26 protein-coding genes and 1 tRNA gene are annotated in these 24,902 nt (G+C 72.2%); 20 read left to right on the top strand and 7 right to left on the bottom strand.

What is annotated here, in order from left to right:
* Positions 1 to 7: 7 nt before the first annotated feature.
* Positions 8 to 745, top strand: a complete 738-nt coding sequence (locus tag ACFWJB_RS30130) for a nucleotidyltransferase (RefSeq protein WP_385465114.1) — start codon at positions 8 to 10, stop codon at positions 743 to 745.
* Here the strand turns inward: ACFWJB_RS30130 and ACFWJB_RS30125 are convergent.
* From ACFWJB_RS30125 to ACFWJB_RS30110, 4 genes are read right to left on the bottom strand one after another with little or no spacing between them, the layout of a single operon-like run.
* The gene (locus ACFWJB_RS30125) at positions 700 to 1,722 is read right to left on the bottom strand and encodes a heme A synthase (RefSeq protein WP_386926176.1); all 1,023 of its coding nucleotides are present in this window, start codon (positions 1,720 to 1,722) and stop codon (positions 700 to 702) included. The two genes, ACFWJB_RS30130 and ACFWJB_RS30125, sit on opposite strands and share 46 nt — an antisense overlap.
* A gap of 55 nt (positions 1,723 to 1,777) precedes the next feature.
* Complete coding sequence (locus ACFWJB_RS30120; protein ID WP_385465120.1) at positions 1,778 to 2,551, bottom strand: ABC transporter permease; 774 nt, start codon at positions 2,549 to 2,551, stop codon at positions 1,778 to 1,780.
* Positions 2,548 to 3,471: an ABC transporter ATP-binding protein gene (locus tag ACFWJB_RS30115; RefSeq protein WP_386926174.1), complete on the bottom strand. Its 924-nt coding sequence runs from the start codon at positions 3,469 to 3,471 to the stop codon at positions 2,548 to 2,550. Before ACFWJB_RS30115 ends, ACFWJB_RS30120 begins: the two co-directional genes overlap by 4 nt.
* 31 nt (positions 3,472 to 3,502) lie before the next feature.
* Positions 3,503 to 4,315, bottom strand: a complete 813-nt coding sequence (locus ACFWJB_RS30110) for an aminoglycoside N(3)-acetyltransferase (protein ID WP_385465125.1) — start codon at positions 4,313 to 4,315, stop codon at positions 3,503 to 3,505.
* Between the two features lie 172 nt (positions 4,316 to 4,487).
* On the opposite strand from ACFWJB_RS30110, the gene ACFWJB_RS30105 reads away from it, so the two are divergent.
* The 11 genes from ACFWJB_RS30105 to dapD all read left to right on the top strand — a co-directional run bounded on the left by ACFWJB_RS30105 (position 4,488) and on the right by dapD (position 13,078).
* On the top strand, positions 4,488 to 5,219 hold the full coding sequence (locus ACFWJB_RS30105; protein ID WP_385465128.1) for a helix-turn-helix transcriptional regulator: 732 nt from the start codon (positions 4,488 to 4,490) through the stop codon (positions 5,217 to 5,219).
* Positions 5,216 to 6,637, top strand: coding sequence for a Fe-S cluster assembly protein SufB (gene sufB / locus ACFWJB_RS30100; RefSeq protein ID WP_385465131.1), 1,422 nt, complete (start codon positions 5,216 to 5,218; stop codon positions 6,635 to 6,637). The genes ACFWJB_RS30105 and sufB overlap by 4 nt, the downstream gene beginning before the upstream one ends.
* A 61-nt stretch (positions 6,638 to 6,698) precedes the next feature.
* Positions 6,699 to 7,880: a Fe-S cluster assembly protein SufD gene (gene sufD, locus ACFWJB_RS30095; protein ID WP_385465133.1), complete on the top strand. Its 1,182-nt coding sequence runs from the start codon at positions 6,699 to 6,701 to the stop codon at positions 7,878 to 7,880.
* Positions 7,877 to 8,194 carry a non-heme iron oxygenase ferredoxin subunit gene (locus ACFWJB_RS30090; protein WP_385465135.1) on the top strand — a complete coding sequence of 106 codons (318 nt, stop codon included), beginning with the start codon at positions 7,877 to 7,879 and terminating at the stop codon, positions 8,192 to 8,194. The genes sufD and ACFWJB_RS30090 overlap by 4 nt, the downstream gene beginning before the upstream one ends.
* 7 nt (positions 8,195 to 8,201) lie before the next feature.
* Positions 8,202 to 8,966, top strand: a complete 765-nt coding sequence (gene sufC, locus ACFWJB_RS30085; RefSeq protein ID WP_350721656.1) for a Fe-S cluster assembly ATPase SufC — start codon at positions 8,202 to 8,204, stop codon at positions 8,964 to 8,966.
* The gene (locus ACFWJB_RS30080) at positions 8,963 to 10,219 is read left to right on the top strand and encodes a cysteine desulfurase (RefSeq protein WP_385465140.1); all 1,257 of its coding nucleotides are present in this window, start codon (positions 8,963 to 8,965) and stop codon (positions 10,217 to 10,219) included. The genes sufC and ACFWJB_RS30080 overlap by 4 nt, the downstream gene beginning before the upstream one ends.
* Positions 10,220 to 10,236: 17 nt before the next feature.
* Entirely contained in the window at positions 10,237 to 10,704 is a 468-nt protein-coding gene (gene sufU, locus ACFWJB_RS30075; RefSeq protein WP_385465143.1) for a Fe-S cluster assembly sulfur transfer protein SufU, read from the top strand.
* The gene (locus ACFWJB_RS30070; protein WP_030403776.1) at positions 10,701 to 11,033 is read left to right on the top strand and encodes a metal-sulfur cluster assembly factor; all 333 of its coding nucleotides are present in this window, start codon (positions 10,701 to 10,703) and stop codon (positions 11,031 to 11,033) included. Before sufU ends, ACFWJB_RS30070 begins: the two co-directional genes overlap by 4 nt.
* 84 nt (positions 11,034 to 11,117) lie before the next feature.
* Positions 11,118 to 11,438 carry a DMT family transporter gene (locus ACFWJB_RS30065; protein WP_386926169.1) on the top strand — a complete coding sequence of 107 codons (321 nt, stop codon included), beginning with the start codon at positions 11,118 to 11,120 and terminating at the stop codon, positions 11,436 to 11,438.
* The gene (locus ACFWJB_RS30060) at positions 11,438 to 11,974 is read left to right on the top strand and encodes a TetR/AcrR family transcriptional regulator (RefSeq protein WP_385465149.1); all 537 of its coding nucleotides are present in this window, start codon (positions 11,438 to 11,440) and stop codon (positions 11,972 to 11,974) included. The genes ACFWJB_RS30065 and ACFWJB_RS30060 overlap by 1 nt, the downstream gene beginning before the upstream one ends.
* Positions 11,975 to 12,076: 102 nt before the next feature.
* Entirely contained in the window at positions 12,077 to 13,078 is a 1,002-nt protein-coding gene (dapD, locus tag ACFWJB_RS30055; protein WP_385465152.1) for a 2,3,4,5-tetrahydropyridine-2,6-dicarboxylate N-succinyltransferase, read from the top strand.
* Positions 13,079 to 13,174: 96 nt separating this feature from the next.
* Here the strand turns inward: dapD and dapA are convergent, their stop codons facing one another.
* On the bottom strand, positions 13,175 to 14,122 hold the full coding sequence (gene dapA, locus ACFWJB_RS30050) for a 4-hydroxy-tetrahydrodipicolinate synthase (protein ID WP_386926166.1): 948 nt from the start codon (positions 14,120 to 14,122) through the stop codon (positions 13,175 to 13,177).
* 147 nt (positions 14,123 to 14,269) lie between these two features.
* On the opposite strand from dapA, the gene ACFWJB_RS30045 reads away from it, so the two are divergent.
* From ACFWJB_RS30045 to ACFWJB_RS30035, 3 genes are all read left to right on the top strand, one after another.
* On the top strand, positions 14,270 to 14,689 hold the full coding sequence (locus ACFWJB_RS30045) for a phage holin family protein (protein WP_385465158.1): 420 nt from the start codon (positions 14,270 to 14,272) through the stop codon (positions 14,687 to 14,689).
* Positions 14,686 to 15,159: a DUF3618 domain-containing protein gene (locus ACFWJB_RS30040; protein ID WP_385465161.1), complete on the top strand. Its 474-nt coding sequence runs from the start codon at positions 14,686 to 14,688 to the stop codon at positions 15,157 to 15,159. Before ACFWJB_RS30045 ends, ACFWJB_RS30040 begins: the two co-directional genes overlap by 4 nt.
* A 177-nt stretch (positions 15,160 to 15,336) precedes the next feature.
* Positions 15,337 to 16,041, top strand: coding sequence for an antibiotic biosynthesis monooxygenase (locus tag ACFWJB_RS30035; RefSeq protein WP_385465164.1), 705 nt, complete (start codon positions 15,337 to 15,339; stop codon positions 16,039 to 16,041).
* A gap of 31 nt (positions 16,042 to 16,072) precedes the next feature.
* Here ACFWJB_RS30035 and ACFWJB_RS30030 read toward each other — a convergent pair whose 3' ends face one another.
* On the bottom strand, positions 16,073 to 17,899 hold the full coding sequence (locus ACFWJB_RS30030) for an endonuclease/exonuclease/phosphatase family protein (protein ID WP_386926163.1): 1,827 nt from the start codon (positions 17,897 to 17,899) through the stop codon (positions 16,073 to 16,075).
* Positions 17,900 to 18,179: 280 nt separating this feature from the next.
* On the opposite strand from ACFWJB_RS30030, the gene ACFWJB_RS30025 reads away from it, so the two are divergent.
* From ACFWJB_RS30025 to ACFWJB_RS30005, 5 genes are all read left to right on the top strand, one after another.
* Positions 18,180 to 19,607, top strand: a complete 1,428-nt coding sequence (locus ACFWJB_RS30025) for a hypothetical protein (protein WP_386926161.1) — start codon at positions 18,180 to 18,182, stop codon at positions 19,605 to 19,607.
* A gap of 321 nt (positions 19,608 to 19,928) precedes the next feature.
* Complete coding sequence (locus ACFWJB_RS30020) at positions 19,929 to 21,389, top strand: alkaline phosphatase PhoX (protein WP_385465174.1); 1,461 nt, start codon at positions 19,929 to 19,931, stop codon at positions 21,387 to 21,389.
* Positions 21,390 to 21,420: 31 nt separating this feature from the next.
* Positions 21,421 to 21,500: transfer RNA gene (locus tag ACFWJB_RS30015), tRNA-Ile, on the top strand.
* Between the two features lie 361 nt (positions 21,501 to 21,861).
* On the top strand, positions 21,862 to 23,448 hold the full coding sequence (locus ACFWJB_RS30010; RefSeq protein WP_386926159.1) for a TROVE domain-containing protein: 1,587 nt from the start codon (positions 21,862 to 21,864) through the stop codon (positions 23,446 to 23,448).
* Between the two features lie 153 nt (positions 23,449 to 23,601).
* On the top strand, positions 23,602 to 24,165 hold the full coding sequence (locus ACFWJB_RS30005) for a TetR/AcrR family transcriptional regulator (protein WP_385465180.1): 564 nt from the start codon (positions 23,602 to 23,604) through the stop codon (positions 24,163 to 24,165).
* Between the two features lie 42 nt (positions 24,166 to 24,207).
* On the opposite strand, the gene ACFWJB_RS30000 is transcribed toward ACFWJB_RS30005, so the two are convergent.
* The coding region (locus tag ACFWJB_RS30000; protein ID WP_386926157.1) for a TerD family protein at positions 24,208 to 24,902 on the bottom strand (695 nt) is incomplete at its 5' end.

The following is a 24,902-nucleotide window of genomic DNA, read 5'->3' as shown; positions in this document are numbered from 1 at the left end:
TGGGCCGATGCCCACCGACGCCCTGCTCGACCGCTTCGTCACCGGCCTGCTGCCCCTCGAGCCCGTGGCCGTCTGGGCCCACGGCTCACTGGGCGGCGGCGACTACCAGGAGGGCCGCAGCGACCTCGACCTGATCGCGGTCCTGCCCCGGCCGGCCACGACGCGCACGGCCTGGCGGCTGGGGCGGCTCCACGCCCGCCTGCGCGCCGACCCCCTCGCCGGGCATCTGCACTGCACCTACCTCTCGCCCGGCACCGCCGCCGACCCCGAGCGACGGCACCTGACCTGGGCCCACCGCCAGTTGTTCAAGCGGACGGTCACCCCGGTCACCCGGCGGGAGCTGCACAGCTTCGGGCGCGTCCTGTACGGCGAGTCGCCGGACCTCCTGCTGCCGCCGGTGCCGGACGCGGAACTGGCCGAGTACGTCGTCCGCAACGAGCGGGACTACTGGCGGCCGGTCGTGCGCAAGGCGGAGCTGTGGCGGCAGGACGTGTGGGTCGACCTGGGCCTGCTGACCTTCGCCCGCGCCACGGTCACGCTGCGGGACGGCCGTCTGATCACCAAGCGCGAGGCCCTGGCGGAGCTGCCCGGCCTCGGCGCGCCCGGCGAGGTCGTCGAGGACATCGCGCGGCGGCGCTACGGCACTCCCGCGCCGCCCACCGAGGAGTGGACCGCGCGCCGCGGCGAGCTGACCCGGGACTACCTGGGCCCGGCCATCGACACGCTGGTGGCGTCGTACTCCTGAACCGGCAGCCCGGCCGCCGTCTCCTCGGGACGCTCCCGCAGCGACAGCAGCACCCGCAGCACCCCGATCCACACCAGGCACGAGCCGAGCATGTGCAGGCCGACCAGGATCTCGGGGAGGTCGGTGAAGTACTGCACGTAGCCGATGACGCCCTGGGCGAGCAGGATCAGGAACAGGTCGCGGGTGCGGTCCAGCGGCCCCTTGGGCGCGTCGACCGCCTTCAGCACGAACCACAGCGCGAACGTCAGCGTCACCACGATCCACGCCAGCACGGCGTGCCCCTTGGTGACGGTCTCCCAGTCGACCGGCATCCGCGGGACGTCGCTGGAGTCGCCCGCGTGCGGGCCCGAACCGGTGACCACCGTGCCGACCGCGATCAGCAGGAAGGAGACGGCGACCAGGACCCGGACGAGCTGCTCGACGGCCTTGCCGACCAGCGGGCGCGGCACCGCGTCACCCTCCCCGGTGCGCTGCCACATCACCGTCGCGACCGCGATCAGCGCGGTCGACAGCAGGAAGTGCGCGGCGACGGTGTACGGGTTCAGGCCGACCAGGACCACGATCCCGCCGAGGATCGCGTTGCCCATGACCAGCCAGAACTGGACCCAGCCCAGCCGGGTCAGATCGCGCCGGTACGGCTTCTGCGACCGGGCGGCGATGATCGCCCAGCCGACCGCGGCGCACAGCACGTAGGCGAGCAGGCGGTTGCCGAACTCGATGACGCCGTGGAAGCCCATCGCGCTCGTGGTGGTCAGCGAGTCGTCGGTGCACTTCGGCCAGGTCGGGCAGCCGAGGCCGGACCCCGTCAGGCGTACGGCACCGCCGGTGACCACGATGAGCACGGCCATGACGAGGGCGGCGAGCGCCGCCCGCCGGACCGTCCGGGGCTCCGGGGTCCAGCGCGCGGCGATGAAGGCGAGCGGATTGCGCACGGCGGCTGCGGCGTCGGCGCGGGTCACGTTTGGCACGCCGTCCATCGTAGGCGGCCGCTTGTGCGCGCGTTCACGAGGGTCGCCCGTCGGGGGTCCCCGCCTACTCCCAGCGGAAGAACCTCCCGGCGGCCGCGAGCCCCACGACCGCCCACACGGCGAGGATCCCCAGGTCGCCCCACGGCATCCCGGCCCCGTGCTGGAGGACGTCCCGCAGTCCGTCCGACAGGGCGGAGACCGGCAGCAGGCCGAGCACGTCCCGGGCCGCGTCCGGGAACTTGTCCAGCGGCACGATCACACCGCCGCCCACCAGCAGCAGCAGGAAGACCAGGTTGGCCGCGGCGAGCGTGGCCTCCGCCCTGAGCGTGCCGGCCATGAGCAGCCCGAGCCCGGAGAAGGCAGCCGTGCCGAGCACCATGAGCAGCAGCACGGGGAACGGGCCGCCCTGCGGGGACCAGCCCAGCGCGAAGGCGATCCCGGTCAGCAGGACGACCTGGAGCACCTCGGTGACCAGCACGGACACCGTCTTGGCGGTCATCAGACCCCAGCGCGGCAGCGGCGACGCGGCGAGCCGCTTCAGCACCCCGTAGCGGCGCTCGAAGCCGGTGGCGATGGCCTGCCCGGTGAACGCCGTCGACAGCACGGCCAGCGCCAGGACGCCGGGGGCGAGGAAGTCCACGGCCTCGCCCTCGCCGGTGTCGACGATGTCGACCGAGCTGAACAGCACCAGCAGCAGCGTCGGGATGATCACCGTCAGCAGCAGCTGCTCGCCGTTGCGCAGCAGCATCTTCGTCTCGAGCGCGGCCTGGGTCGCGATCATGCGGCCGAGCGGCGCGGCGCCGGGCCTCGGGGTGTACGTGCCGGTGGTGGTCGTCATGCGCGCAGTTCCTTGCCCGTGAGCTCCAAGAAGACGTCCTCCAGGGTGTGCCGTTCCACCGAGATGCGGTCCGGCATCACCCCGTGCTGAGCGCACCAGGACGTCACCGTGGCCAGCAGTTGCGGATCGATCCTGCCGACGACGCGGTACGAGCCCGGCGCCTGCTCGGCGGCCGCGGAGTCCGCGGGGAGCGCCTTGAGCAGCGAGGCCACGTCGAGCCCGGGCCGGCCGGTGAAGCGCAGCGTGTTCTCGGCGCCGCCGCGGCACAGCTCCTCGGGGGAGCCCTGGGCCACGACCCGGCCGGCGTCGATGATCGCCACGTCGTCGGCCAGCTGTTCGGCCTCGTCCATGTGGTGCGTGGTGAGGATCACCGAGACGCCGTCGCCGCGCAGGTCCCGCACGAGGTCCCAGGTGGCGCGCCGGGCCTGCGGGTCGAGACCAGCGGTCGGCTCGTCCAGGAACACCAGTTCCGGGCGGCCGACCACGGCCATCGCCAGGGCGAGCCGCTGCTGCTGGCCGCCGGAGAGCCTGCGGTACGTGGTGCGGCCGCAGGAGCCCAGTCCGAGCCGCTCGATCAGGACGTCGACGTCCAGGGGGTGGGCGTGCAGCTTCGCGACGTGGCGCAGCATCTCGTCCGCGCGGGCGCCGGAGTAGACGCCGCCGGACTGGAGCATCACGCCGATCCGGGGGCGCAGCTCGGGCCCCTGCCGTACCGGGTCCAGGCCCAGTACGCGCACGGTGCCGGAGTCCGGCGTGCGGTACCCCTCGCAGGTCTCGACGGTGGTCGACTTGCCGGCCCCGTTGGGGCCGAGTACGGCGGTGACACCCGTTCGGGCCACCAGGTCGAGGCCGTCCACCGCGGTCTTGTCGCCGTACCGCTTCACCAGGGCCTGGACCTGGACCACGGGCTCGCTTCGCATGGGTCACGAGTCTAGGTACGCCCGCGAGGGCTCAGGCGCGGGGGTGCGCGATGTCCTCCGCACGGGGCCGGTGCAGCGGCAGCCACCGCTCGGCGTAGGCGACGGCGTCCGCCAGCGGGAACAGCCGCACGTCGGCCGCGCCGATCCGCCCGCGGACGACGTCCCGGTCCCGCTCGAAGTCGTGGCCCAGCTCGTCGAACCGCTCCGAGGTGATCGAGACCTCGGTCACACGCTCCCAGCCCATCAGCCCCGGCCGCCCCACCTCGACGAGAGGGGAGGGGATCCGGTACTCGGCGAGGTGGAAGCCGGTGCAGGCGTCGTAGCCGGCGCCCAGCAGGAGTATCCGCGCGCCCATCCGTTCCAGGGTCGCCAGCGGGCTGCGCTCGCCCAGCCGGCAGTCGGCCGCGTGCCCCGCGACCACCTCGGCGGCGCGCGGGCCGAGGGCGGCGAACGACGTCTGCGGGTGCGCGCTGCGCAGGGCGCCCGGCCAGGTGCGCACGGTCTCGGGGATCACGCCGACCCCGCGCGAGGGGGTGATCAGCGGGTCGTAGGCGGGCATCGCCGCGCGGACGGCGTCCCACCACCGCGCGGGCACCGGCGGATCGCTCCACAGGGCCGGGTCGGACAGGTCCCCGGTCTGGGTGGGGACCACCAGGGTGCCGTCCGGGCCGAGTGCGTCGAGGAGCCCCTGGACGACCGCGACGGGGCCTCCGCAGACCCAGCCGAGGGAGCTGAGGGAGGAGTGCACGAGGAGGGTGTCGTCGGTCCGGACGCCCAGCTCGCGCAGTCCGGCGGCGATCGTGCCGCGGGTGACGAGTGGGCCGGTCGGAGCGGGTGCGGGCATGCGGGCGAGTCTCGCCGAAGCGCGCCCCGAATGCCACCTTCCCGATCGACCGGAGATCGTTTCCGCAGGTCACGTCAGGTATCACATTAGGTATACCTAAGTGACGCAGGGCACCGTCCGGCCGTCCGGGCGCGGCTTGCCCCCCTCTGAAGAATTACGCAACAATGGCGTTGTGAAAAACGTTGGCGAGGCTCCGCAGGAGGAACTCGCGACCGGTGAGCGGTCCACCCGCAACCGCGTCGCGCGCTCCATCCTGGACCACGGGCCGTCGACCGTCGCCGAGCTCGCCGGACGCCTGGGGCTGACCCAGGCCGCCGTCCGGCGCCACCTCGACGCCCTGGTCGCCGACGACGTGGTCGAAGCCCGTGAACAGAGGGTCTACGGCACGCGCACGCGTGGGCGCCCGGCCAAGGTCTTCGCGCTCACCGACTGCGGCCGCGACGCCTTCGACCAGTCGTACGACCAGCTCGCCGCGGACGCCCTGCGCTGGATCGCCGAGCAGGAGGGCGGGGAGCAGGCGATCGCCGCCTTCGCCCGAGCCCGGATCGCCGCCCAGGCGGGCGCGTACCGCAAGGCCGTCGAGGGCGCCGCCCCCGAACAGCGCACCCAGGCGCTGGCCAAGGCCCTGAGCGCGGACGGGTACGCTGCTACCGCGCGCAGCGCGCCCCGGCCCCAGCAGGGCGAGCAGCTCTGCCAGCACCACTGCCCGGTCGCCCACGTCGCCGAGCAGTTCCCGCAGCTGTGCGAGGCGGAGACGGAATTTTTCGCCGAGCTGCTCGGTACGCATGTGCAGAGGCTCGCGACCATCGCGCACGGCGACGGCGTCTGCACCACGTACGTCCCGAAGACTTCCAAGACCATCGACAACGCATCTGCAAGCACGGCCGGGAGGAACCCCGCATGACTCTCCCCACGGAGACTGCTCACCCTGAGCTCGAGGGCCTGGGCAAGTACGAGTACGGCTGGGCCGACTCCGACACGGCCGGCGCCTCTGCCAGGCGCGGCATCGACGAGGACGTCGTCCGGGACATCTCCGAGAAGAAGAACGAGCCGGAGTGGATGACCAAGCTCCGTCTCAAGGGCCTGCGCCTCTTCGAGAAGAAGCCCATGCCGAACTGGGGCTCGGACCTGTCGGGCATCGACTTCGACAACATCAAGTACTTCGTGCGCTCCACGGAGAAGCAGGCGGAGTCCTGGGAGGACCTGCCCGAGGACATCAAGAACACGTACGACAAGCTCGGCATCCCCGAGGCGGAGAAGCAGCGCCTCGTCGCCGGTGTCGCCGCGCAGTACGAGTCCGAGGTCGTCTACCACCAGATCCGCGAGGACCTGGAGGAGCAGGGCGTCATCTTCCTCGACACCGACACCGCGCTGAAGGAGCACCCGGAGCTCTTCAAGGAGTACTTCGGGACCGTCATCCCCGTCGGTGACAACAAGTTCGCGTCGCTGAACAGCGCGGTGTGGTCCGGCGGCTCCTTCATCTACGTGCCCCCGGGCGTGCACGTCGAGATCCCGCTCCAGGCCTACTTCCGCATCAACACGGAGAACATGGGTCAGTTCGAGCGGACCCTGATCATCGTCGACGAGGGTGCCTACGTGCACTACGTCGAGGGCTGCACGGCTCCGATCTACAAGTCGGACTCCCTGCACAGCGCCGTGGTCGAGATCATCGTCAAGAAGAACGCCCGCTGCCGCTACACGACCATCCAGAACTGGTCGAACAACGTCTACAACCTGGTCACCAAGCGCGCCGTGGCGTACGAGGGCGCGACCATGGAGTGGATCGACGGCAACATCGGCTCCAAGGTGACGATGAAGTACCCGGCCGTCTACCTGATGGGTGAGCACGCCAAGGGTGAGACCCTGTCCATCGCCTTCGCGGGCGAGGGCCAGCACCAGGACGCCGGCTCCAAGATGGTCCACATGGCGCCGAACACCTCCTCCAACATCGTGTCGAAGTCCGTGGCGCGCGGCGGCGGCCGCACATCCTACCGCGGTCTCGTCGAGATCGGCGAGGGCGCCCACGGCTCCAAGTCGAACGTGCTGTGCGACGCGCTGCTCGTCGACACCATCTCCCGCTCCGACACGTACCCCTACGTGGACGTCCGCGAGGACGACGTGTCCATGGGCCACGAGGCGACGGTCTCCAAGGTCTCCGAGGACCAGCTCTTCTACCTGATGAGCCGGGGTCTGAGCGAGTTCGAGGCGATGGCGATGATCGTGCGCGGCTTCGTCGAGCCGATCGCCAAGGAGCTGCCCATGGAGTACGCCCTCGAGCTCAACCGGCTGATCGAGCTGCAGATGGAAGGCGCGGTCGGCTGAGGCCCGTCCTTCGCAGCAGTCCCAGATTTTCTTGACGCAGGAAGAGAGCAGACCGACAGCCATGGCTGAGGCTCAGAACATCCCCGTGGGGTCCACCACCGCGGGCCAGATCGCGGTGGCCGCCGAGTCGACCGTCGCCACGCGCATGAGCGCGCCCCCGTCCTTCGACGTGGCGGACTTCGCGGTCCCCCACGGCCGCGAGGAGGAGTGGCGGTTCACGCCGCTGGAGCGGCTGCGCGGACTGCACGACGGCACCGCGGTCGCCGGCGACGGCGTGCGGGTCGAGATCGACGCGCCCGAGGGCGTCGTCGTCGAGACCGTCGGCCGTGACGACGCGCGCATCGGCAGGGCGGGCGCCCCGGTGGACCGGGTCGCCGCCCAGGCCTACTCGGCGTTCGAGAAGGCCGGTGTGATCACCGTCCCCAAGGAGACGGTCCTCACCGAGCCGATCCGCATCGCCGTCCGCGGCGAGGGCGGGACCGCCTACGCCCACCAGGTCGTCGAGCTGGGTGCCTTCGCCGAGGCCGTGGTCGTGATCGACCACACCGGTGACGCGGTGCTCGCCGCCAACGTCGACTACGTCCTGGGCGACGGCGCCAAGCTGACCGTCGTCTCCGTCCAGGACTGGGACGACAAGGCCGTGCACGCCGGCCAGCACAACACGCTGATCGGCCGGGACGCCACCTTCAAGTCGTTCCTCGTCACCTTCGGCGGCGACCTGGTCCGGCTGCACCCGCGCGTGGCCTACGCCGGCCCCGGCGGCGAGGCCGAGCTGTTCGGTCTGTACTTCACCGACGCCGGCCAGCACCAGGAGCACCGCCTCCTGGTCGACCACAACGTCCCGCACTGCAAGTCGAACGTCGTCTACAAGGGCGCGCTCCAGGGCGAGGACGCGCACGCGGTGTGGATCGGCGACGTGCTCATCGAGGCCAAGGCCGAGGGCACGGACACCTACGAGATGAACCGCAACCTCGTCCTCACGGACGGCGCGCGGGTCGACTCGGTGCCGAACCTGGAGATCGAGACCGGCGAGATCGTCGGCGCCGGCCACGCCTCCGCCACCGGCCGCTTCGACGACGAGCAGCTCTTCTACCTGATGGCGCGCGGCATCCCCGAGATCGACGCCCGCCGCCTCGTGGTCCGCGGCTTCTTCGCCGAGCTGGTCCAGCAGATCGGTGTCCCGGACATCGAGGAGCGCCTCCTCGCCAAGATCGAAGAGGAGCTGGAGGCGTCGGTCGCATGACCTTCGTACGCGTCTGTGGAGCAGGCGAGCTGGAGGAGGACACCCCCAAGAGGGTGGAGCTCGACGGCACGCCGATCTCCGTCGTGCGGACCGAGGGCGAGGTCTTCGCGATCCACGACATCTGCTCGCACGCGAACGTCTCGCTGTCCGAGGGCGAGGTCGACGACTGCCACATCGAGTGCTGGCTGCACGGCTCGCGCTTCGACCTCCGCTCGGGCAAGCCCGACAGTCTTCCGGCGACGCGCCCCGTCCCCGTATACCCCGTAAAGATCGAAGGGGACGACGTGCTCGTCTCCCTCACCCAGGAGTCCTGAGGCACCCATGGCAACGCTTGAAATCCGAGACCTGCACGTCACCGTCGAGGCCGACAACGCCACGAAGGAGATCCTCAAGGGCGTCGACCTCACCGTGAAGCAGGGCGAGACGCACGCCATCATGGGCCCCAACGGCTCCGGCAAGTCGACCCTCGCCTACTCGCTCGCGGGTCACCCCAAGTACACGATCACCGGCGGCACCGTCACCCTCGACGGCGAGGACGTCCTGGAGATGTCCGTCGACGAGCGCGCCCGTGCCGGCCTGTTCCTCGCCATGCAGTACCCGGTCGAGGTCCCCGGCGTCTCGGTCTCCAACTTCCTGCGCACCTCCGCCACCGCCGTCCGCGGCGAGGCCCCCAAGCTGCGCACCTGGGTGAAGGAGGTCAAGGAGGCCATGGAGCGCCTCAACATGGACCCCGCCTTCGCCGAGCGCAACGTGAACGAGGGCTTCTCCGGCGGTGAGAAGAAGCGCCACGAGATCCTCCAGCTCGAGCTGCTCAAGCCGAAGGTCGCGATCCTCGACGAGACCGACTCCGGCCTGGACGTCGACGCGCTGCGCGTCGTCTCCGAGGGCGTCAACCGCGTCCGCGAGACGGGCGAGGTCGGCACCCTGCTGATCACGCACTACACGCGCATCCTGCGCTACATCAAGCCCGACTACGTCCACGTCTTCTCGGCCGGCCGCATCGTCGAGTCCGGCGGCGCCGAACTCGCCGACAAGCTGGAGGAAGAGGGCTACGAGGCATACACGAAGGGTGGCGCATCCGCGTGACACAGCTGCCGGGCCTCCTCGACACCGAGGCGATCCGCAAGGACTTCCCGATCCTGGACCGAGTGCTCCACGACGGTAAGAAGCTCGTCTACCTCGACAACGCCGCGACCTCGCAGACCCCGCGCCAGGTCATCGACGTGCTCGACGAGTACTACGAGCAGCACAACGCCAACGTCCACCGTGGCGTGCACGTCCTCGCCGAGGAGGCCACGGCGCTGTACGAGGGCGCGCGTGACAAGGTCGCGGAGTTCATCAACGCACCGTCGCGCGACGAGGTGATCTTCACCAAGAACGCCTCGGAGTCCCTGAACCTCGTGGCGAACATGCTGGGCTGGGCCGACGAGCCCTACCGCGTGGACCACGAGACCGAGATCGTCATCACGGAGATGGAGCACCACTCCAACATCGTGCCGTGGCAGCTGCTCGCGCAGCGCACGGGCGCGAAGCTCCGCTGGTTCGGTCTCACGGACGACGGCCGCCTGGACCTCTCGAACATCGAGGAGGTCATCACGGAGAAGACCAAGATCGTCTCCTTCGTGCTGGTCTCCAACATCCTGGGCACCCAGAACCCGGTCGAGGCGATCGTGCGCCGCGCCCAGGAGGTCGGCGCCCTGGTGTGCGTCGACGCCTCCCAGGCCGCGCCGCACATGCCGCTGGACGTGCAGGCCCTCCAGGCCGACTTCGTGGCCTTCACCGGCCACAAGATGTGCGGCCCGACCGGCATCGGCGTCCTGTGGGGCCGCCAGGAGCTGCTGGAGGACCTCCCGCCGTTCCTCGGCGGCGGCGAGATGATCGAGACCGTCTCGATGCACTCCTCCACCTACGCCCCGGCGCCCCACAAGTTCGAGGCGGGCACGCCGCCCATCGCGCAGGCGGTCGGTCTCGGCGCGGCGATCGACTACCTCAACACGATCGGCATGGACAGGATCCTCGCCCACGAGCACGCGCTGACCGAGTACGCGGTCAAGCGGCTGCTGGAGGTCCCCGACCTGCGCATCATCGGCCCCACCACGGCCGAGGAGCGCGGCGCCGCGATCTCCTTCACCCTGGGCGACATCCACCCGCACGACGTGGGCCAGGTCCTGGACGAGCAGGGCATCGCGGTCCGGGTCGGCCACCACTGCGCGCGGCCGGTCTGCCTGCGGTACGGAATTCCTGCGACCACGCGAGCGTCGTTCTATCTGTACTCCACGCCGGGCGAGATCGACGCGCTGGTCGACGGCCTGGAGCACGTACGGAACTTCTTCGGCTGACGGGACGAGCGAATCGCATGAAGCTGGACTCCATGTACCAGGAAGTCATCCTGGACCACTACAAGCACCCGCACGGGCGTGGTCTGAGGGATGGCGACGCCGAGGTGCACCACGTCAACCCGACGTGCGGTGACGAGATCACGCTGCGCGTGAAGTACGACGGCACGACGATCAGCGACGTCTCGTACGAGGGGCAGGGCTGCTCGATCAGCCAGGCCTCCGCCTCCGTACTGAACGACCTGCTGGTCGGCAAGGACCTCGCGCAGGCGCAGAGGATCCAGGAGACCTTCCTGGAGCTGATGCAGTCCAAGGGCAGGATCGAGCCCGACGACGCCATGGAGGACGTCCTGGAGGACGCGGTCGCGTTCGCCGGGGTGTCGAAGTACCCGGCCCGGGTCAAGTGCGCCCTGCTGAGCTGGATGGCCTGGAAGGACGCGACGGCCCAGGCGCTGGGCGCCGACGCCGAGAAGGAGACGACGGCATGAGCGAGACCGTGGAGATGAAGCCGGCCTCGGAGGAGGAGCTCCGCGAGGCCCTGATGGACGTGGTCGACCCCGAGCTGGGCATCGACGTCGTCAACCTGGGCCTCATCTACGGCATCCACGTCGACGACGCGAACATCGCGACCGTCGACATGACCCTGACGTCGGCGGCGTGTCCGCTGACGGACGTGATCGAGGACCAGGCCAAGTCCGCCACGGACGGCCTCGTCAGCGAACTGCGCATCAACTGGGTCTGGATGCCGCCGTGGGGCCCGGACAAGATCACGGACGACGGCCGCGAGCAGCTCAGGGCGCTCGGGTTCAACGTCTGAGGCACACACTCACGAGAACGGCGGCACCCACCGGGTGCCGCCGTTCTCCTGTCTGCGACGGCTCCGTTATGTACGCTCGTACACATGGGATACCTGCTCCTGGCCGGAGCCATCGCCGCCGAGGTCGCCGGGACCACCGCCATGAAGTACAGCGAGGGCTTCAGCCGGCTGGTGCCGTCGGTCCTCACCGCCCTCGGCTACCTGATCTCCTTCGCGCTGCTCGCGCAGACCCTGAAGACCCTCTCCGTCGGCACGGCGTACGCCATCTGGTCCGGGGTGGGCACGGCGGCCATCGCCACGATCGGGGTGGCGTTCATGGGGGAGGGGGTGACGCTCACCAAGGCGGCCGGCATCGCGCTGATCATCGTCGGCGTGGTGGTGCTGAACCTGGGCGGGGCGCACTGATGGCACGGCGCCACGACCCCGAGCGCCGGCAGCGGATCATCGACGCGGCGATCCGGGTCGTCGGGGCGAAGGGCATCGCGGGGCTCAGCCATCGCGCGGTCGCCGCGGAGGCGGACGTGCCGCTCGGCTCCACGACGTACCACTTCGCGACCCTGGACGACCTCCTGGTCGCCGCCCTGCGGCAGGCCAACGAGGGCTTCGCCCGGGTCGTCGCCGCCCACCCGGCGCTGTCGGACCCCGCCGCGGACCTGGCCGCCGCGCTGGCCCGCGTCCTCGGCGAGTGGCTGGCCGGCGACCGTACGGGCGTGGAGCTGGAGTACGAGCTGTACCTGGCGGCCCTGCGCCGCCCGGCGCTGCGTCCGGTCGCGGCGGAGTGGGCGGAGGAGGTCGGCGCCCTCCTCGCCGCCCGCACGGACCCGGTCACGGCGCGGGCGCTGGTGGCCGTGCTCGACGGTGTCTGCCTCCAGGTCCTGCTGACCGGTGCGCCGTACGACGAGGAGTACGTACGGGTGGTGCTGGGGCGGGTGCTGGGCTGAACCGAGCGGTTGCTCCGGCCCCGGCGTCTGCACCGGCTCGCCACCTGAGACGCCCCCTCGGTCGGTTCGCACCCGACGGCCCCGGCCGGTTAGGTTGCCCCCATGACCGACACGACTGCTCCCCGCACCACCGGCGCCGTGGCCGCCGGCCTCGCCACGGTCGCCGCCGACGGCACCGTCCTCGACACCTGGTTCCCCGCCCCCGAACTGTCCGCTGCGACTGCCGAGGGCCCCGGCCCGGCCGGCACCGAGCGGCTCTCCGCCGAGCAGGCCGCCCAGTTGCTCGGCGGCGGCGCGACCGCGGCGGTCGGTCCGGACGCCCGTCGCGGTGTCGAGGTGGTCGCGGTCCGCACGGTCATCGCCTCGCTCGACGACAAGCCGATCGACGCCCACGACGTCTACCTGCGCCTGCACCTGCTCTCGCACCGCCTGGTCAAGCCGCACGGCCAGAACCTCGAGGGCATCTTCGGCCACCTCGCCAACGTCGCCTGGACCTCGCTCGGCCCGGTCGCCGTCGACGACGTCGAGAAGGTCCGCCTGAACGCCCGCGCCGAGGGCCTGCACCTCCAGGTCACCTCGATCGACAAGTTCCCCCGCATGACGGACTACGTCGCCCCCAAGGGCGTCCGCATCGCCGACGCCGACCGCGTCCGCCTCGGCGCGCACCTCTCCGAGGGCACCACCGTCATGCACGAGGGCTTCGTCAACTTCAACGCCGGCACGCTCGGCACGTCGATGGTCGAGGGCCGCATCTCCGCGGGCGTCGTCGTCGGCGACGGTTCGGACATCGGCGGCGGGGCCTCCACCATGGGCACGCTGTCCGGCGGCGGCAACGTGATCATCTCCATCGGCGAGCGCTGCCTGGTCGGCGCCGAGGCGGGCGTCGGCATCGCGCTCGGCGACGAGTGCGTGGTCGAGGCCGGCCTGTACGTCACCGCCGGCACCCGCGTCACCATGCCCGACGGCCAGATCGTCAAGGCCCGCGAACTCTCCGGCGCCTCGAACATCCTCTTCCGCCGCAACTCGGTCTCGGGCGCGGTCGAGGCCCGCCCGAACAACGCGGTCTGGGGCGGCCTGAACGACGTCCTCCACAGCCACAACTGACCGTCCCGAACGGTCGCCGCGTTTCCGAGTGCCCTTCCGGACGCCCCCCGCGGGCCCGTCCGGGAGGGCACTCGTCCGTTCGGCGGGACCGGGCGGTCACGCCGGGAGCGGCGCGGCGTCGGCGGTCAGGTCGCCGTGGGCCGCCAGCAGCCGGGCGGTCGTCCCGGCGTCCGCGGGGCGCAGCGGTGCGCGGACCGGGCCCGCGGGCAGGCCCAGCGCGTTCAGGAGGGCCTTGGCGGTGACCGTGCCGGGCAGGTCCGAGGCCATCATCAGTTCGGTGAGGGCGATCGTCCGCCACTGGAGCCGGGCCGCCTCCCGGACGTCGCCCGCGTCGAAGGCGTCCAGAACGGCCCGGAACGCTTCCGGCGCGACGTTCGCGACGGTGCTGACGCAGCCGGCGGCGCCGATCGCGTACAGGGCGAGGACCTGCTCGTCGCAGCCCGCGTAGTACGCCAGGCCGGTGCGGGAGAGCACCTTCTGGGTGCCGAGCAGGTCGTAGGAGCAGTCCTTGACGGCCACGACGCGCGGGTGCCCGGCCAGCCGGACGAGCGTGCCGGGCTCGATGCGGGTGCCGGTGCGGCCCGGGATGTCGTAGAGCATCAGCGGCAGCCCGCAGGCGTCCGCGATCTCCCTGAAGTGGGCCTCCAGCGCGTCCTGCGGGGGCCTGCTGTAGTACGGCGCGACGACCAGCAGGCCGTCCGCGCCGGCCTTCTCGGCGGCCCGCGCCAGCTCCACCGTGTGCCGGGTGTCGGCGGTGCCCACCCCGGCGACCAGCGCCGCCCGGTCCCCGACCGCCTCGCGCACCGCCGTGACCAGCGCCGCCTTCTCCGCGTCCGTGGTGGTCGGCGACTCGCCCGTCGTGCCGGACAGCACCAGGCAGTCGCAGCCCCGGGACACCAGCCGGTCCGCGAGCCGCTGCGCGCCGTCGAGGTCGAGCGCGCCCGCCTCGGTGAAGGGCGTGACCATGGCGCACAGGGCGCGGCCGAAGGGGCGGGCGGGGGCGGCGGGCGGCGGGTGGGTCTCCGTCGTCGTCTCTGTCGTCATGCGGGTAGTCTCGGCCCCCGAACGGTGCAGCTCTACTTAAATCTTCTACGCGGTATCGGTAAGGAAAGCTGATCGTTCGAGCCTCGGGGTAGTGCCCGCCCGCCGGGGGTACCCGGAAGCCTCCGAACCGAGAGGAGGCGGAATACCGTGACCGGGACCTTGCACACCAGGCCAGTGCACGACGAGCACCACTCCGTGGGCGAACTCGTCGGTCAGGCCACCGAACAGCTCTCCCGGCTCGTGCGCCAGGAAGTGGCCCTTGCCAAGGAGGAGCTCGCCGCGAAGGGCAAGCGCGTCGGACGCGGCGGCGGAATGCTCGGTGCCGCGGGCGCCATCGCCTATGTGGGCCTGTTCGCCCTGGCGGGGACGGCCACCGCCGCACTCTCGCTGGTGCTGCCGGTCTGGGCCGCGGCGCTCATCGTGACGGCGGTGCTCTTCGTGATCGCGGGCGTCCTGGCCATGGCCGGCCGTGCCCAGCTCCGCCGTGCCGCACCCCCCACGCCCGAGCAGACCATCGGCAGCGTGAAGGCCGACGTGGACGAGATCAGGGAAAGGGCGCATCGATGACCGACGCGACGAGCGGAGACGGCGCGAGGACCGGCTCCACCGCGCAGCCGACCGGCGGGGCCAAGGGGCCCGACGAGCTGCGACGGCAGATCGAACTGACCCGCAGCCAGCTCGGCGACACCGTCGAGGAGCTGGCGGGGAAGGCGGACGTGAAGGGCCGCGCCAAGGCCCGGGCCGCCGACCTCAGGGACAAGGCGGGAGCCCTGACCGTGCAGCTGCGCAGCTCGGCCGCGCAGGCCGGTCACACCGCGCAGGACAGGGCGAGCCGCGCCGGTCACACCGTGCACGACAAGGCGGGCAGCGCCGGGGACACCGCCCGGTACGAGGCCCGGCAGCGGGTGCCCGAGCGGGTGCGCGGCGTGGTCCGGGCCGGTATGCGGCATCCGCGTCCGCTGCTCGTCGCCGGGGCGGCGGCCGGCGCGGCGGTCGCGGCGGGTGTGCTGCGGCGCCGGCGGCACGGGCACTGCTGACCCGGCACGGCCGGCTGACCGGGCACCGCGGGATCCGGAGGCGGCGCGACGAGGGGCTCCGGCGACGGGCCCCTCGTCGTCGTTGTGCGGCGGCGGTATTCCGCACTTGACCTCGACCATGGTCGAGGTCGGAGGGTGGTGCGTGCACCCGACGACCACCGACCCGTGGAGGCCGGCATGACCCGCCGTACCGACGCCCACCCCGAACTCGAACGCCCCGACGTGCAGGCCCCCTTCTTCAGTACCTGGCGTGTCGGCACCCCCGAGCGGCAGCGGGAGACCGTCGACGCCATCGCCCGCACCTGGGAGCGCCGCCCCTGGCCCGCCGACGGCCTGCTGGGCTACCACGTCTACACCGGCCACGACGGCAGTACGCTGCTGCACCACTCGCAGTGGGCGAGCGAGCAGGCGTACGAGGCCTTCGTGAAGACACACCGGCAGGAGCGCGTCGACGAGATCGACACCGCCGTGCCGGGCATCGAACGCCTGCGGCTCGGCCGGTACCGGCGCTACCGCAGCGGCACCCGGACCGGTGGGGCGGCTCCCGTCCCGGGCTGCATCGTCGTCGTCGACATCGAGTTCGAGGGGCCGGACCCCGAGCGGCAACGTGCCTGGGTGGACGCGGTCTTCGAGGCCCTGGACAGCGAGCCGAAGCCCGCCCCCGGCGGCATCTCCGCCCACTTCCACCTCAGCACCGACGGCACCCGGGTCCTCAACTACGCCGAGTGGGAGAGCGCCCGGGCCCACATCGACGCCCTCGCCGCACCCGGCGACGGCGTCGGTTCGGCGACGGCCGCGTGGGAACGGGTACAGAACTGGCCCGGACTCAAGAGCAGCACGGTCGAGCGCTACGACCACGCCCTCGGCCTCGTGCCCCACTGAACCGCCGCCCCCACGCGACCTCGCGACCCGCTTACGGACGGAACCGCAGCACCTGCGGGTCGTGGTCGCTGATCTGGTCGGGGAACTCGGCGTTTACGTGCACGCTGTCGTAGGACAGGTGCCCGCCGCGCCGGATCGACGGGCTGACCAGTATCTGGTCGAGGACCTGACTGCTGCCCTGGTAGACGTACGAGTAACGCTCGCTCGGCGGCAGCGACTTGACCGCCGACCACAGCGCGCCGCCGTCCTCCAGGATCTTCGCCGTCCCGGAGAACTCGAAGTCGTTGATGTCGCCGAGGGCGACGACGTCCGCGTTCTTCTGGGCGGAGAGGATCTCCTTGACGAAGGTGTTCACGGCCTTCGCCTGGAGGTGGCGCTGGGTCTCCGAGCTGCGCGCCGGCGGCTGGTACCGCGCGGTCAGGCCCTGGTCGCCGCCCTTGGAGTTGAAGTGGTTGGCGATGACGAAGACCGTCCGGCCGCGGAAGACGAACTCGCCGGCCAGCGGCTTGCGGCTGTTCTCCCAGGCCGGGTTCGCCGGGTCGACACGGCCGGGGGAGTGCGTGAGCACCGCCTTGCCGCGTATCTTCGCCACCCCGGTCGCGGTGGCCGCGTCACCGGCCTCGCGGTCGGTGAAGGAGACCCGCCGCGGGTTGAACAGGAACGCCTGGCGGATGTTGCCGCCGGGCTCGCCGCCGTCCGCCTTGTCGACCGGGTCGACGCCCCGCCACTCGTAGCGCGGGCCGCCCGCCGCGACGATCGCGTCGATCAGCTTGCCGACCGTCACGTCGGCGGCCACGGTGCCGTCGTCCTTGGCGCCGTTGTTGTCCTGGATCTCCTCCAGGGACACGATGTCGGGCGACTTCAGGCGGTGCACGATCGCGTCGGCGTGCGCGGCGAAGGTGTCGTCGGACGGGTCGAGGTTCTCGACGTTGTACGTCGCCACCGCCAACTCGTGGCCGCTCTGCGCACGCGTCGACTCGCGCTCGGTGCCGCCGCTCTCCAGGGCGCCGATCTCGCTCGCGACCAGCGTGTAGCCGCCGAACTGGTTGTAGTCCAGCGGGCCCGCGGTCGTGCCGGCGAGCGTGTCGCCCACGGTCGCGGCGGGGAAGTCGGCCGGCTTGCCCAGGGACTGGATCTGGAGCCGGCCGGTGTTCTGGGAGGCGTAGGAGCCGTAGACCGTGCCGCCGCGGCGGTTGGCGTTCTCCCACGGCTTCACCGTGACCCACAGCTCGGTGTACGGGTCGGAGGCGCCGACCACGCGGGCGTCGGCGACCCGGACGTTCATGCCCTCGAGGGACTCGTAGTAGTCCAGGGCGTACTCCGCCGGGCGCAGCGGCAGGGCGTCGACCGAGCCGTTCGCGGCCGGGTCGCCGGCGGGGGCGAAGGCGCGCGGCACGGACCGGGCGGAGACGGTCGTCGCGGCCGGCACCGGGTTGCCGCCGGAGAGGACCGTGAACGTCGTGCGGGTGATCTCGGTCAGCGACTGGTTGCCGGACGAGGCGCCGCCCGGGACGTACTCCGAGACCGTGCCGGAGACGGTGACCGCGTCACCGACGGCGACCTTCGGCGTGGAGCTCGTGAAGACGAAGACGCCTTCGCTGGTGGCCGGATCCGCGTCCGGGTCCGGGTCCTGCATCCAGAAGCCCTTGGACGAGCCGTAGCCCCGGACGCCGGTGACGATTCCGGTCACGTCCGCGACCTGCCGGCCGGCGTACGGCGACAGCCGGGTCGTGCCCTGGATGTCGTGGATGCGCACCGACTCGGCGTGCGCGGGCGAGGTGAGGACGACGGTGGACGCGGCCGAGCAGACGGCGGCGACGGTGAGCGCGGCGAGGCGCGCGGAGGACTTGCTGGCCAACGGGATCCCTCCGGGGACGTGACGGAGCGCCGGGACGAGGGTGGGACGCGAGGGGCCACGGGGCCGTACGAGGCCCTGAGTGAACACTTGTCCCCCCGCTTTCTACGCGCGTCAATCTCCTGCCTGGCCGGGCCGGTTGTCAAGGTTTCGGCCATGTACGGCACCCGACGGGGAGATGAACCGGGCGGCATGGGTGGAAACCCGTCTAGGCTGAGCGGCTGAGCCGTACGGCGGTGAGGATGGCCGTACGGCGGTCGAGGCGCGCGAGGAGAAACAGCCGATGTCAGACAGCTCCACCCTGCCGCCCGCACGGCTGCGTCCCGAAGCGGAGCTGGCCCGCGACGCGCTGTCGACGCCGGTGCTCTCCCGGGCCGCCCGGCTCGCCCGCTGGGCCGGGCCGGACACCCGCGTCGACGCCGGCGGCGGGCTCGTCGAGGAACAGCTGCCCGCGGCGGCCGAGGTGCTCGGGCTGACCGGGGACGACGCCGCGGCGTACGCGAGCGAGGCGTGGCGGATCGCGGTGGACACCGGGCTGGTGGAGATCACCGACGAGGAGGAGGGCACCGTCACGACGGGTGAGGACCTCGCCCTGCTCACCGGCGGCTCCCCGCAGGACGTGCTGGGCGTGTGGCTCACCGCCCTGGAGACCGTGCTCGCCGACGCGAGCGTGCCCGACGTGGACGACCTGGTCGACGCGATGGCCGAGGGCGGCGCGGTCGACCTGTCCTCCCTCGGCTGGGACCCGGAGGCCGAGGCGGAGTTCCTCGACGGCGTGCTGGGCAACCTGTACCTGCTCACCGTCGGCGAGGACGGGCCCGACGGCTCCCCGGTGCCGCTGCCCGCGCTGGCCGCGTCCGTGATCGTGCCCAGCGACACGGGCGAGCCCACCAACGACATGCTGGAGCAGGTCTCCGACGCGATGATGCGGCTGGACGACCAGTTCCGGCTGCTGGAGCCCGTCGGCCTCGTCACGTACCGCCCGGTGGACGAGGCGCTGATGGCCGACGCGGACGAGGAGCCGGCGGCGCCCGTCGACGAGACCGACGTCGCCCGCTACGGCATGGTCGGGCTCACTCCGCTCGGACTGTACGCACTGCGCACCCGGCTGCTGGAGGCCGGTTTCGAGGCGCCGGCCGTCGGCGACCTCGCCGACAAGGGCGCCGACGCGCTGCTGGACGGCACGGCGTCCTACCCGCCCGTGTCGGCCCACGCCGAGACCGAGTTGTGGCTGGCCCACCGCGAACCGCTCGCCGCGGCGCGCGAACTGCTGGCCGCCGCCCGCGGCTCGGACGCCGGCGCGCCCCTGCGCCGGCTGCGCTGCCAGCAGGCGCTGTCCCTGGTCGGCGCCGGGGCCGAGCCCGCGCTGCGCGAGGTCCTCGACGACGCGGAACTCGGCGGACTGGCCCGGGTCTGGCTGACCGAGCACGGGGCGCGGGACGTGCCCGCACCGCCGCAGGAGATGGTCTTCTGGCTGACCATCGACACCGTGGCCGCGCAGCTCGCCGCCGAGGGCAACTCCGAGGAACTGCAGGCCCTCGTGGAGGGCCTGGCCAGGCAGCACAGCGGGTTCTTCGACACGGCCTGGCGGGTCGGGCACCCGGCGACGGCGGACGTCCTGGAGGCGATGGGGCGGCTGCACCCCGACAAGAAGGTCGCCAAGGAGGCGCGGAAGGCGGCGTTCAAGGCGAGGTCGCAGCACGGGGGCTGAGCGTGCGCGGGTGACCGGGGTGTCCCGGAGCCCTTGGTCCGGCGGACCGGCGGGCGGGTGACGCGGCCCGGCGCCCGCGGGGTGCCTCCCCCACTCTCGGCTTCGCTCGAGCGGGGGGACCCCACCGCCCGCCCGTGCCGCCCCGGGCGGCACGGGCGCTCGCGGTCGCGCGGGCCCGCTCCGTACGCCCCGTGCGGATTCACGCAAGTGGGCAGGGTGCGGCCTCGCTCAGTTCAACTGCTGTTCAGACGTGGGCGACAACGTGACGCCGAACCGAGGTCCGCCACCCTCCACGGCACGCTCATCGTCACAGGAGACACCATGTCGCTCACCCGCAGGGACTTCGCCAGTCGATCCGCTCTCACCGGAGCGGGAGTCGTACTGGCGGGCAGCGTCGGCGCCCTCGCCACCGCCCCGCAGGCCCTCGCGTCCACCGACACCGAGAGCGCCGGGGACGCGCACGGCCACGGCCACGGCCACGGGGGAGTCGGCTACGGACCGCTGGTCCCCGACCCGGACGGCATCCTCGCCCTGCCCGCCGGCTTCCGGTACGAGATCGTCACCTACTGCGGCCGGACCAAGCTGGAGACGGGCGAGTACACCCCCTCCAACCACGACGGCACCGCCACCTTCGAGGGCCCGCGCGGCACCACCCTCCTCGTCAACAACCACGAACTCGGCGGCCACCGCGACGGCTGGCCCCACCCCGTGCCGCTCACCGAGGGCCTGGTCTACGACCCCGCCGCCGCCGGCGGCTGCACGGTCGTCGAGGTCCGCCGCGGCGGCCACGTCGCCGAGTGGGTCGGCATCGCCGGTACCGCCACCAACTGCGCCGGTGGCAGCACCCCGTGGGGCACCTGGCTGACCTGCGAGGAGACCGAGGACAAGGCCGGCAGGAACGGCATGACCAAGGACCACGGCTACGTCTTCGAGGTCGACCCCGAGGACCGGCGCGCCAACCGCGACCCCAAGCCGGTCAAGGCCCTCGGCCGCTACGCCCACGAGGCCGTCGTCGTCGACCCCAAGCGCGGCCACCTCTACCTCACCGAGGACGCCTCCGGCCCCAACGGCCTGTTCTACCGCTGGACCCCGCCGCAGGGCTTCCGGCACGGCCGGGGCCGGCTGCGCACCCTCGCCGACGACGCCGGTGTCCTCGAGGCGTTCAAGTGCTTCGACTCCGGCGGCAAGTTCGTCGACGACCTCTCCCGCGCCACGAAGACCGGCACCGTCTACGGCGTCGACTGGGTCGAGGTCCCCGACCGTGACGCGAGGACCACGTCCGTGCGCAAGCAGTTCACCACCGGCCAGGTCACCCGCGCCCGCAAGCTGGAGGGCATGTGGTGGGCCGACGGCGGCGCCTACGTCGTCTCCTCCTTCGCCCGCGACGAGAGCCCCGGCCGGCCGCACGACGGCCAGGTCTGGTTCTACGACCCCAAGCGCCGCACCCTCACCCTGAAGGTCCTCCTCGGCGTCAACCCCGACCCCTCCGCGGACGGCGCCTTCGACGGCCCCGACAACATCACCGTCTCGCCGTACGGCGGCCTCGTCATCGCCGAGGACGGCGACGGCGTCCAGCACCTGTTCGGCGCCACCGACAGCGGCCGCACCTACCCCATCGCCCGCAACGAGCTGAACATCGGGTCCGAGGAGGAGCCCGAGTACAGCGAGTTCACCGGCGTCACCTTCTCGCCCGACGGCCGCACCCTGTACGCCAACATCCAGACCCCCGGCATCATGCTCGCCATCACCGGGCCGTGGAAGCGGCAGAAGCGCGGCAATTAATTCGCTCGCCCGACCGGCGGCCGCTCTTTTAGAGTGATGAACGTCCAGGTGCGAAGGCAGGACCTACTTCCACTGATAATGGGGCGGTCACGGGTTCGAGTCCCGTCTCCGGCACAACGCGCCGGTGTAGCTCAGGGGTTGGAGCACCTTGTCGGTTCCGCCGACCTGAACTCTGGACACCGAAAACTTCACGCACCTCCCGGTGCGCGGGCCGCGGCTACTTCTTCTCGTAAAAGAAACCGATGCCGCGGCCGACTTGATCTCGGGAGGCGCAGCGAACGGCAGGGTGCCCGGTGCGCAGGCGGCGGATACTTCTTTGGACCGGAATGCTGCGGGTTCGAGTCCCGTCACCGACTTCGGGTCGGTGTAGCTCAACCGGAAGAGCGTCCGGAAAGTCCCGCCACCGATTCCGACCTCGGGCATCCTGTAGTTCGCCACGCCTCCCTCCGGACGAATTCGGGGGGAATTCACCATGGCACGCTTCAACGCCAAGTCCGCGAAGGCTCGGCCCACCTCGCGCGTGACGTCGACGGGCCGCGTCCTCACCACCCACCAGGGCGGCCGGGGCCGCGAGCGCGACCCGCGCTCCGAACTCTTCCTGCTGGCGGTCGGGAACTTCGTCTCGCAGCAGACCTTCTACGAGTCCGGCGCCGACCGCGACGACCGGTTCGCCGCGCTCGTGCGCGAACTCGCCCTCGCCGACCCGTCCTGGACGGCGGGCCTGCTCGGCTGGCTGCGCGGCGAGGGCAACCTGCGCACCGCCTCGATCGTCGGCGCCGCCGAGTACGTCAAGGCCCGCCTCGACGCCGGCGCCACCGAAGGTCCCGCCAACCGGCAGGTCGTCGCCTCCGTGCTCCAGCGGCCCGACGAGCCCGGCGAGCTGCTGGCCTACTGGACGGCCACGTACGGCCGCGCCGTGCCCAAGCCGGTCAAGCGGGGTGTCGCCGACGCCGTACGGCGGCTCTACCACGGCAAGTCGCTGCTGAAGTACGACACCGCGTCCAAGGGGTACCGCTTCGGCGACATCCTCAATCTGGTGCACGCGGCGCCGGACCCGGAGAAGCCGTGGCAGGGGGAGCTGTTCCGGTACGCGCTGGACCGCCGGCACAACCCCGACACCGCGGTGCCGCCCGCCTCGAACCGCGTCCTGGTCGCGCACCGCGAGCTGATGGAGCTGCCCGTCGAGCGGCGGCGGGCGGTCGTCACCGCGCCCGACGGCGCCGAGCGGCTCGCGGCCGCGGGCTTCACCTGGGAGATGCTGGCCGGCTGGCTCCAGGGCCCGATGGACAAGGCGGCGTGGGAGGCCGTGATCCCGTCCATGGGTGCCATGGCGCTCGTCCGCAACCTGCGCGCCTTCGACGAGGCCGGCGTGTCCGACGAGGCCGCCGCCCGGGTCGCGGCGCGGATCAGCGACCCGGAACAGGTGGCGCGCTCGCGGCAGTTCCCCTTCCGCTACCTCGCCGCGTACCGGCACGCGCCGTCGCTGCGCTGGTCGTACCCGCTGGAGCAGGCGCTCGGCCACTCGCTGGCCAACGTGCCCGCGCTGCCCGGCCGGACGCTGGTCCTCGTGGACCGCTCGGGCTCGATGTTCCACTCGCGGATGTCGGACCGCTCGGAGCTGAACCGGGCCGACGCGGCGGCGGTCTTCGGCACGGCGCTCGCGCTGCGGGCGGCGGACGCCGACCTCGTCGAGTTCGGGACCTCGAGCGGTCGCGTGAGGTTCCGCCGGGGCGAGTCGGTGCTGAGGATCCTGGACCGCTTCGGCAACCTGGGCGGCACCGACACGACCGAGGCGGTCCGGCGGCACTACCGCAAGCACGACCGGGTGCTGATCGTCACCGACGAGCAGTACGCGTACAGCCGGCACGGCGACCCGACCGAGCAGGTGCCGGCGGACGTGCCGGTCTACACCTGGAACCTCGCCGGGTACCGGGCGGGCCACGGCCCGTCGGGCAAGGCGAATCGGCACACCTTCGGCGGCCTCTCGGACGCGGCCTTCCGGATGGTCCCGCTGCTCGAGGCCGCCCGGGACGCCGACTGGCCCTGGGCGGCGGCCTGAGACAGGCCGGTCCGCGCGGCCCGCACCCACGCACGACGGGTGCGGGCTCCCCCATGACCGCACCCGCACGTGACGCCCGGGCGGCCCGCCTGCCGCGCCGGCCCCGCGCGGTAGGCTGCCCGGGAGGGTTCCCGGCGGGCAGGGAGTAGGGGGATGACGCAGGTCAGGCCCATGCGTGCGGATGCCCGGCGCAATCGCGAGCGGCTGCTCGCGGTGGCGGCGGAGGCCTTCGCCGAGCGCGGTGAGGGCGCCTCGCTGGACGACATCGCCAAGCGCGCGGGCGTCGGCGTCGGCACCCTGTACCGGCACTTCCCGACGCGCCGGGCGCTGCTGGAGGCCGCCTACCTGGAGCGCATCGAGGCGATCGCCGCCCGCGCCGACACGATCGCGGCCGGACGGCCGGCGGGCGAGGCGCTCGTCGCGTGGCTCGGCGAACTCGCCGCCGGAATGCTCCAGGTGCGCGGACTGAAGGCACTGCTGGGCACGGCCGTCACCGGCGCCGCGATGGGCGCGGTGTGCGGCGACTGCGTGCGGGGCGCGGCGACGCGGCTGGTCCGGGCGGCGCAGGAGGAGGGCGCGCTGCGTCGGGACGTCGAACCGGTCGAGGTGCTGCGGCTCGTGCACGGGGTGGTGACGGCGTCCGAGATGGCCGGTGCGGAGGACGGGACCTCCGTACGGCGGTATCTGTCGCTGGTGGTGGACGGCCTGCGGGCGTAGGGCCGCGCCGGGGGACCCGGGGGCGGCCCTGTGCCCGGCCCCCTACAGCGCCTGGCTCGCCGGCTTCACCATGCCCCGCACCGTGCGGGACTTCACGAAGTCGCCCATGGCGGTCATCTCCCACTCGCCGGAGAACTGGCGGATCAGCTTCGCCATCATCACGCCGGTCTGCGGCTCCGCGCCGGTGAGGTCGAAGCGGACCAGTTCCTCGCCGGTGGTGGTGTCCAGGAGGCGGCAGTAGGCCTTGGCGACCTCCGTGAACTTCTGGCCGGAGAAGGAGTTGACGGTGAAGACCAGTCCGGTGACGTCCATGGGGAGCCGGCCGAGGTCGACGGTGATCGTCTCGTCGTCACCGCCGCCCTCGCCGGTGAGATTGTCGCCGGAGTGGCGGATGGCGCCGCCCACGATCTGGAGCTTGCCGAAGTAGCAGCTGTCGACGTGGTTGCGCTGCGGGCCGTAGGCGATGACCGAGGCGTCCAGGTCGATGTCCTTGCCGCGGTAGGCCGGCTCCCAGCCGAGGCCCATCGTGACCTGGGACAGCAGCGGGCGGCCGCCCTTCATCAGGGAGACGGTCTGGTTCTTCTGGAGACTGACCCGGCCCTTGTCCAGGTTGATCTTCCCGGTGCCGGGGGCGGGCGCGGGCGGCGCGGCCGGCGGGGCCGGGGGAGCGGCGGGCATCGTCGGCGCGGCGGCGGGCGGGGCCGGCGGCGGGGTGACCGCCTGCGGCGGGGCCGGCT

The organism is Streptomyces sp. NPDC127100 (assembly GCF_042724095.1).
Classification (GTDB): Bacteria; Actinomycetota; Actinomycetes; order Streptomycetales; family Streptomycetaceae; genus Streptomyces.
The sequence above is the reverse complement of the archived record's forward strand: the minus strand, read 5'-3'. Positions and strand labels throughout refer to the sequence as shown.

Excerpts from the sequence above, each read along its gene's own strand:
- ACFWJB_RS30130 (WP_385465114.1), top strand. The coding sequence starts at position 8 with ATGCCCACCGACGCCCTGCTCGACCGCTTCGTCACCGGCCTGCTGCCC.
- sufB (WP_385465131.1), top strand. The coding sequence starts at position 5,216 with ATGACTCTCCCCACGGAGACTGCTCACCCTGAGCTCGAGGGCCTGGGC.
- ACFWJB_RS30060 (WP_385465149.1), top strand. The coding sequence starts at position 11,438 with ATGGCACGGCGCCACGACCCCGAGCGCCGGCAGCGGATCATCGACGCG.
- ACFWJB_RS30125 (WP_386926176.1), bottom strand. The coding sequence starts at position 1,722 with ATGGACGGCGTGCCAAACGTGACCCGCGCCGACGCCGCAGCCGCCGTG.
- sufD (WP_385465133.1), top strand. The coding sequence starts at position 6,699 with ATGGCTGAGGCTCAGAACATCCCCGTGGGGTCCACCACCGCGGGCCAG.
- ACFWJB_RS30110 (WP_385465125.1), bottom strand. The coding sequence starts at position 4,315 with ATGCCCGCACCCGCTCCGACCGGCCCACTCGTCACCCGCGGCACGATC.
- ACFWJB_RS30025 (WP_386926161.1), top strand. The coding sequence starts at position 18,180 with ATGTCAGACAGCTCCACCCTGCCGCCCGCACGGCTGCGTCCCGAAGCG.
- sufU (WP_385465143.1), top strand. The coding sequence starts at position 10,237 with ATGAAGCTGGACTCCATGTACCAGGAAGTCATCCTGGACCACTACAAG.
- ACFWJB_RS30040 (WP_385465161.1), top strand. The coding sequence starts at position 14,686 with ATGACCGACGCGACGAGCGGAGACGGCGCGAGGACCGGCTCCACCGCG.
- dapA (WP_386926166.1), bottom strand. The coding sequence starts at position 14,122 with ATGACGACAGAGACGACGACGGAGACCCACCCGCCGCCCGCCGCCCCC.
- ACFWJB_RS30035 (WP_385465164.1), top strand. The coding sequence starts at position 15,337 with ATGACCCGCCGTACCGACGCCCACCCCGAACTCGAACGCCCCGACGTG.
- ACFWJB_RS30115 (WP_386926174.1), bottom strand. The coding sequence starts at position 3,471 with ATGCGAAGCGAGCCCGTGGTCCAGGTCCAGGCCCTGGTGAAGCGGTAC.
- ACFWJB_RS30065 (WP_386926169.1), top strand. The coding sequence starts at position 11,118 with ATGGGATACCTGCTCCTGGCCGGAGCCATCGCCGCCGAGGTCGCCGGG.
- ACFWJB_RS30005 (WP_385465180.1), top strand. The coding sequence starts at position 23,602 with ATGACGCAGGTCAGGCCCATGCGTGCGGATGCCCGGCGCAATCGCGAG.
- ACFWJB_RS30120 (WP_385465120.1), bottom strand. The coding sequence starts at position 2,551 with ATGACGACCACCACCGGCACGTACACCCCGAGGCCCGGCGCCGCGCCG.
- ACFWJB_RS30020 (WP_385465174.1), top strand. The coding sequence starts at position 19,929 with ATGTCGCTCACCCGCAGGGACTTCGCCAGTCGATCCGCTCTCACCGGA.
- ACFWJB_RS30090 (WP_385465135.1), top strand. The coding sequence starts at position 7,877 with ATGACCTTCGTACGCGTCTGTGGAGCAGGCGAGCTGGAGGAGGACACC.
- sufC (WP_350721656.1), top strand. The coding sequence starts at position 8,202 with ATGGCAACGCTTGAAATCCGAGACCTGCACGTCACCGTCGAGGCCGAC.
- ACFWJB_RS30070 (WP_030403776.1), top strand. The coding sequence starts at position 10,701 with ATGAGCGAGACCGTGGAGATGAAGCCGGCCTCGGAGGAGGAGCTCCGC.
- dapD (WP_385465152.1), top strand. The coding sequence starts at position 12,077 with ATGACCGACACGACTGCTCCCCGCACCACCGGCGCCGTGGCCGCCGGC.
- ACFWJB_RS30010 (WP_386926159.1), top strand. The coding sequence starts at position 21,862 with ATGGCACGCTTCAACGCCAAGTCCGCGAAGGCTCGGCCCACCTCGCGC.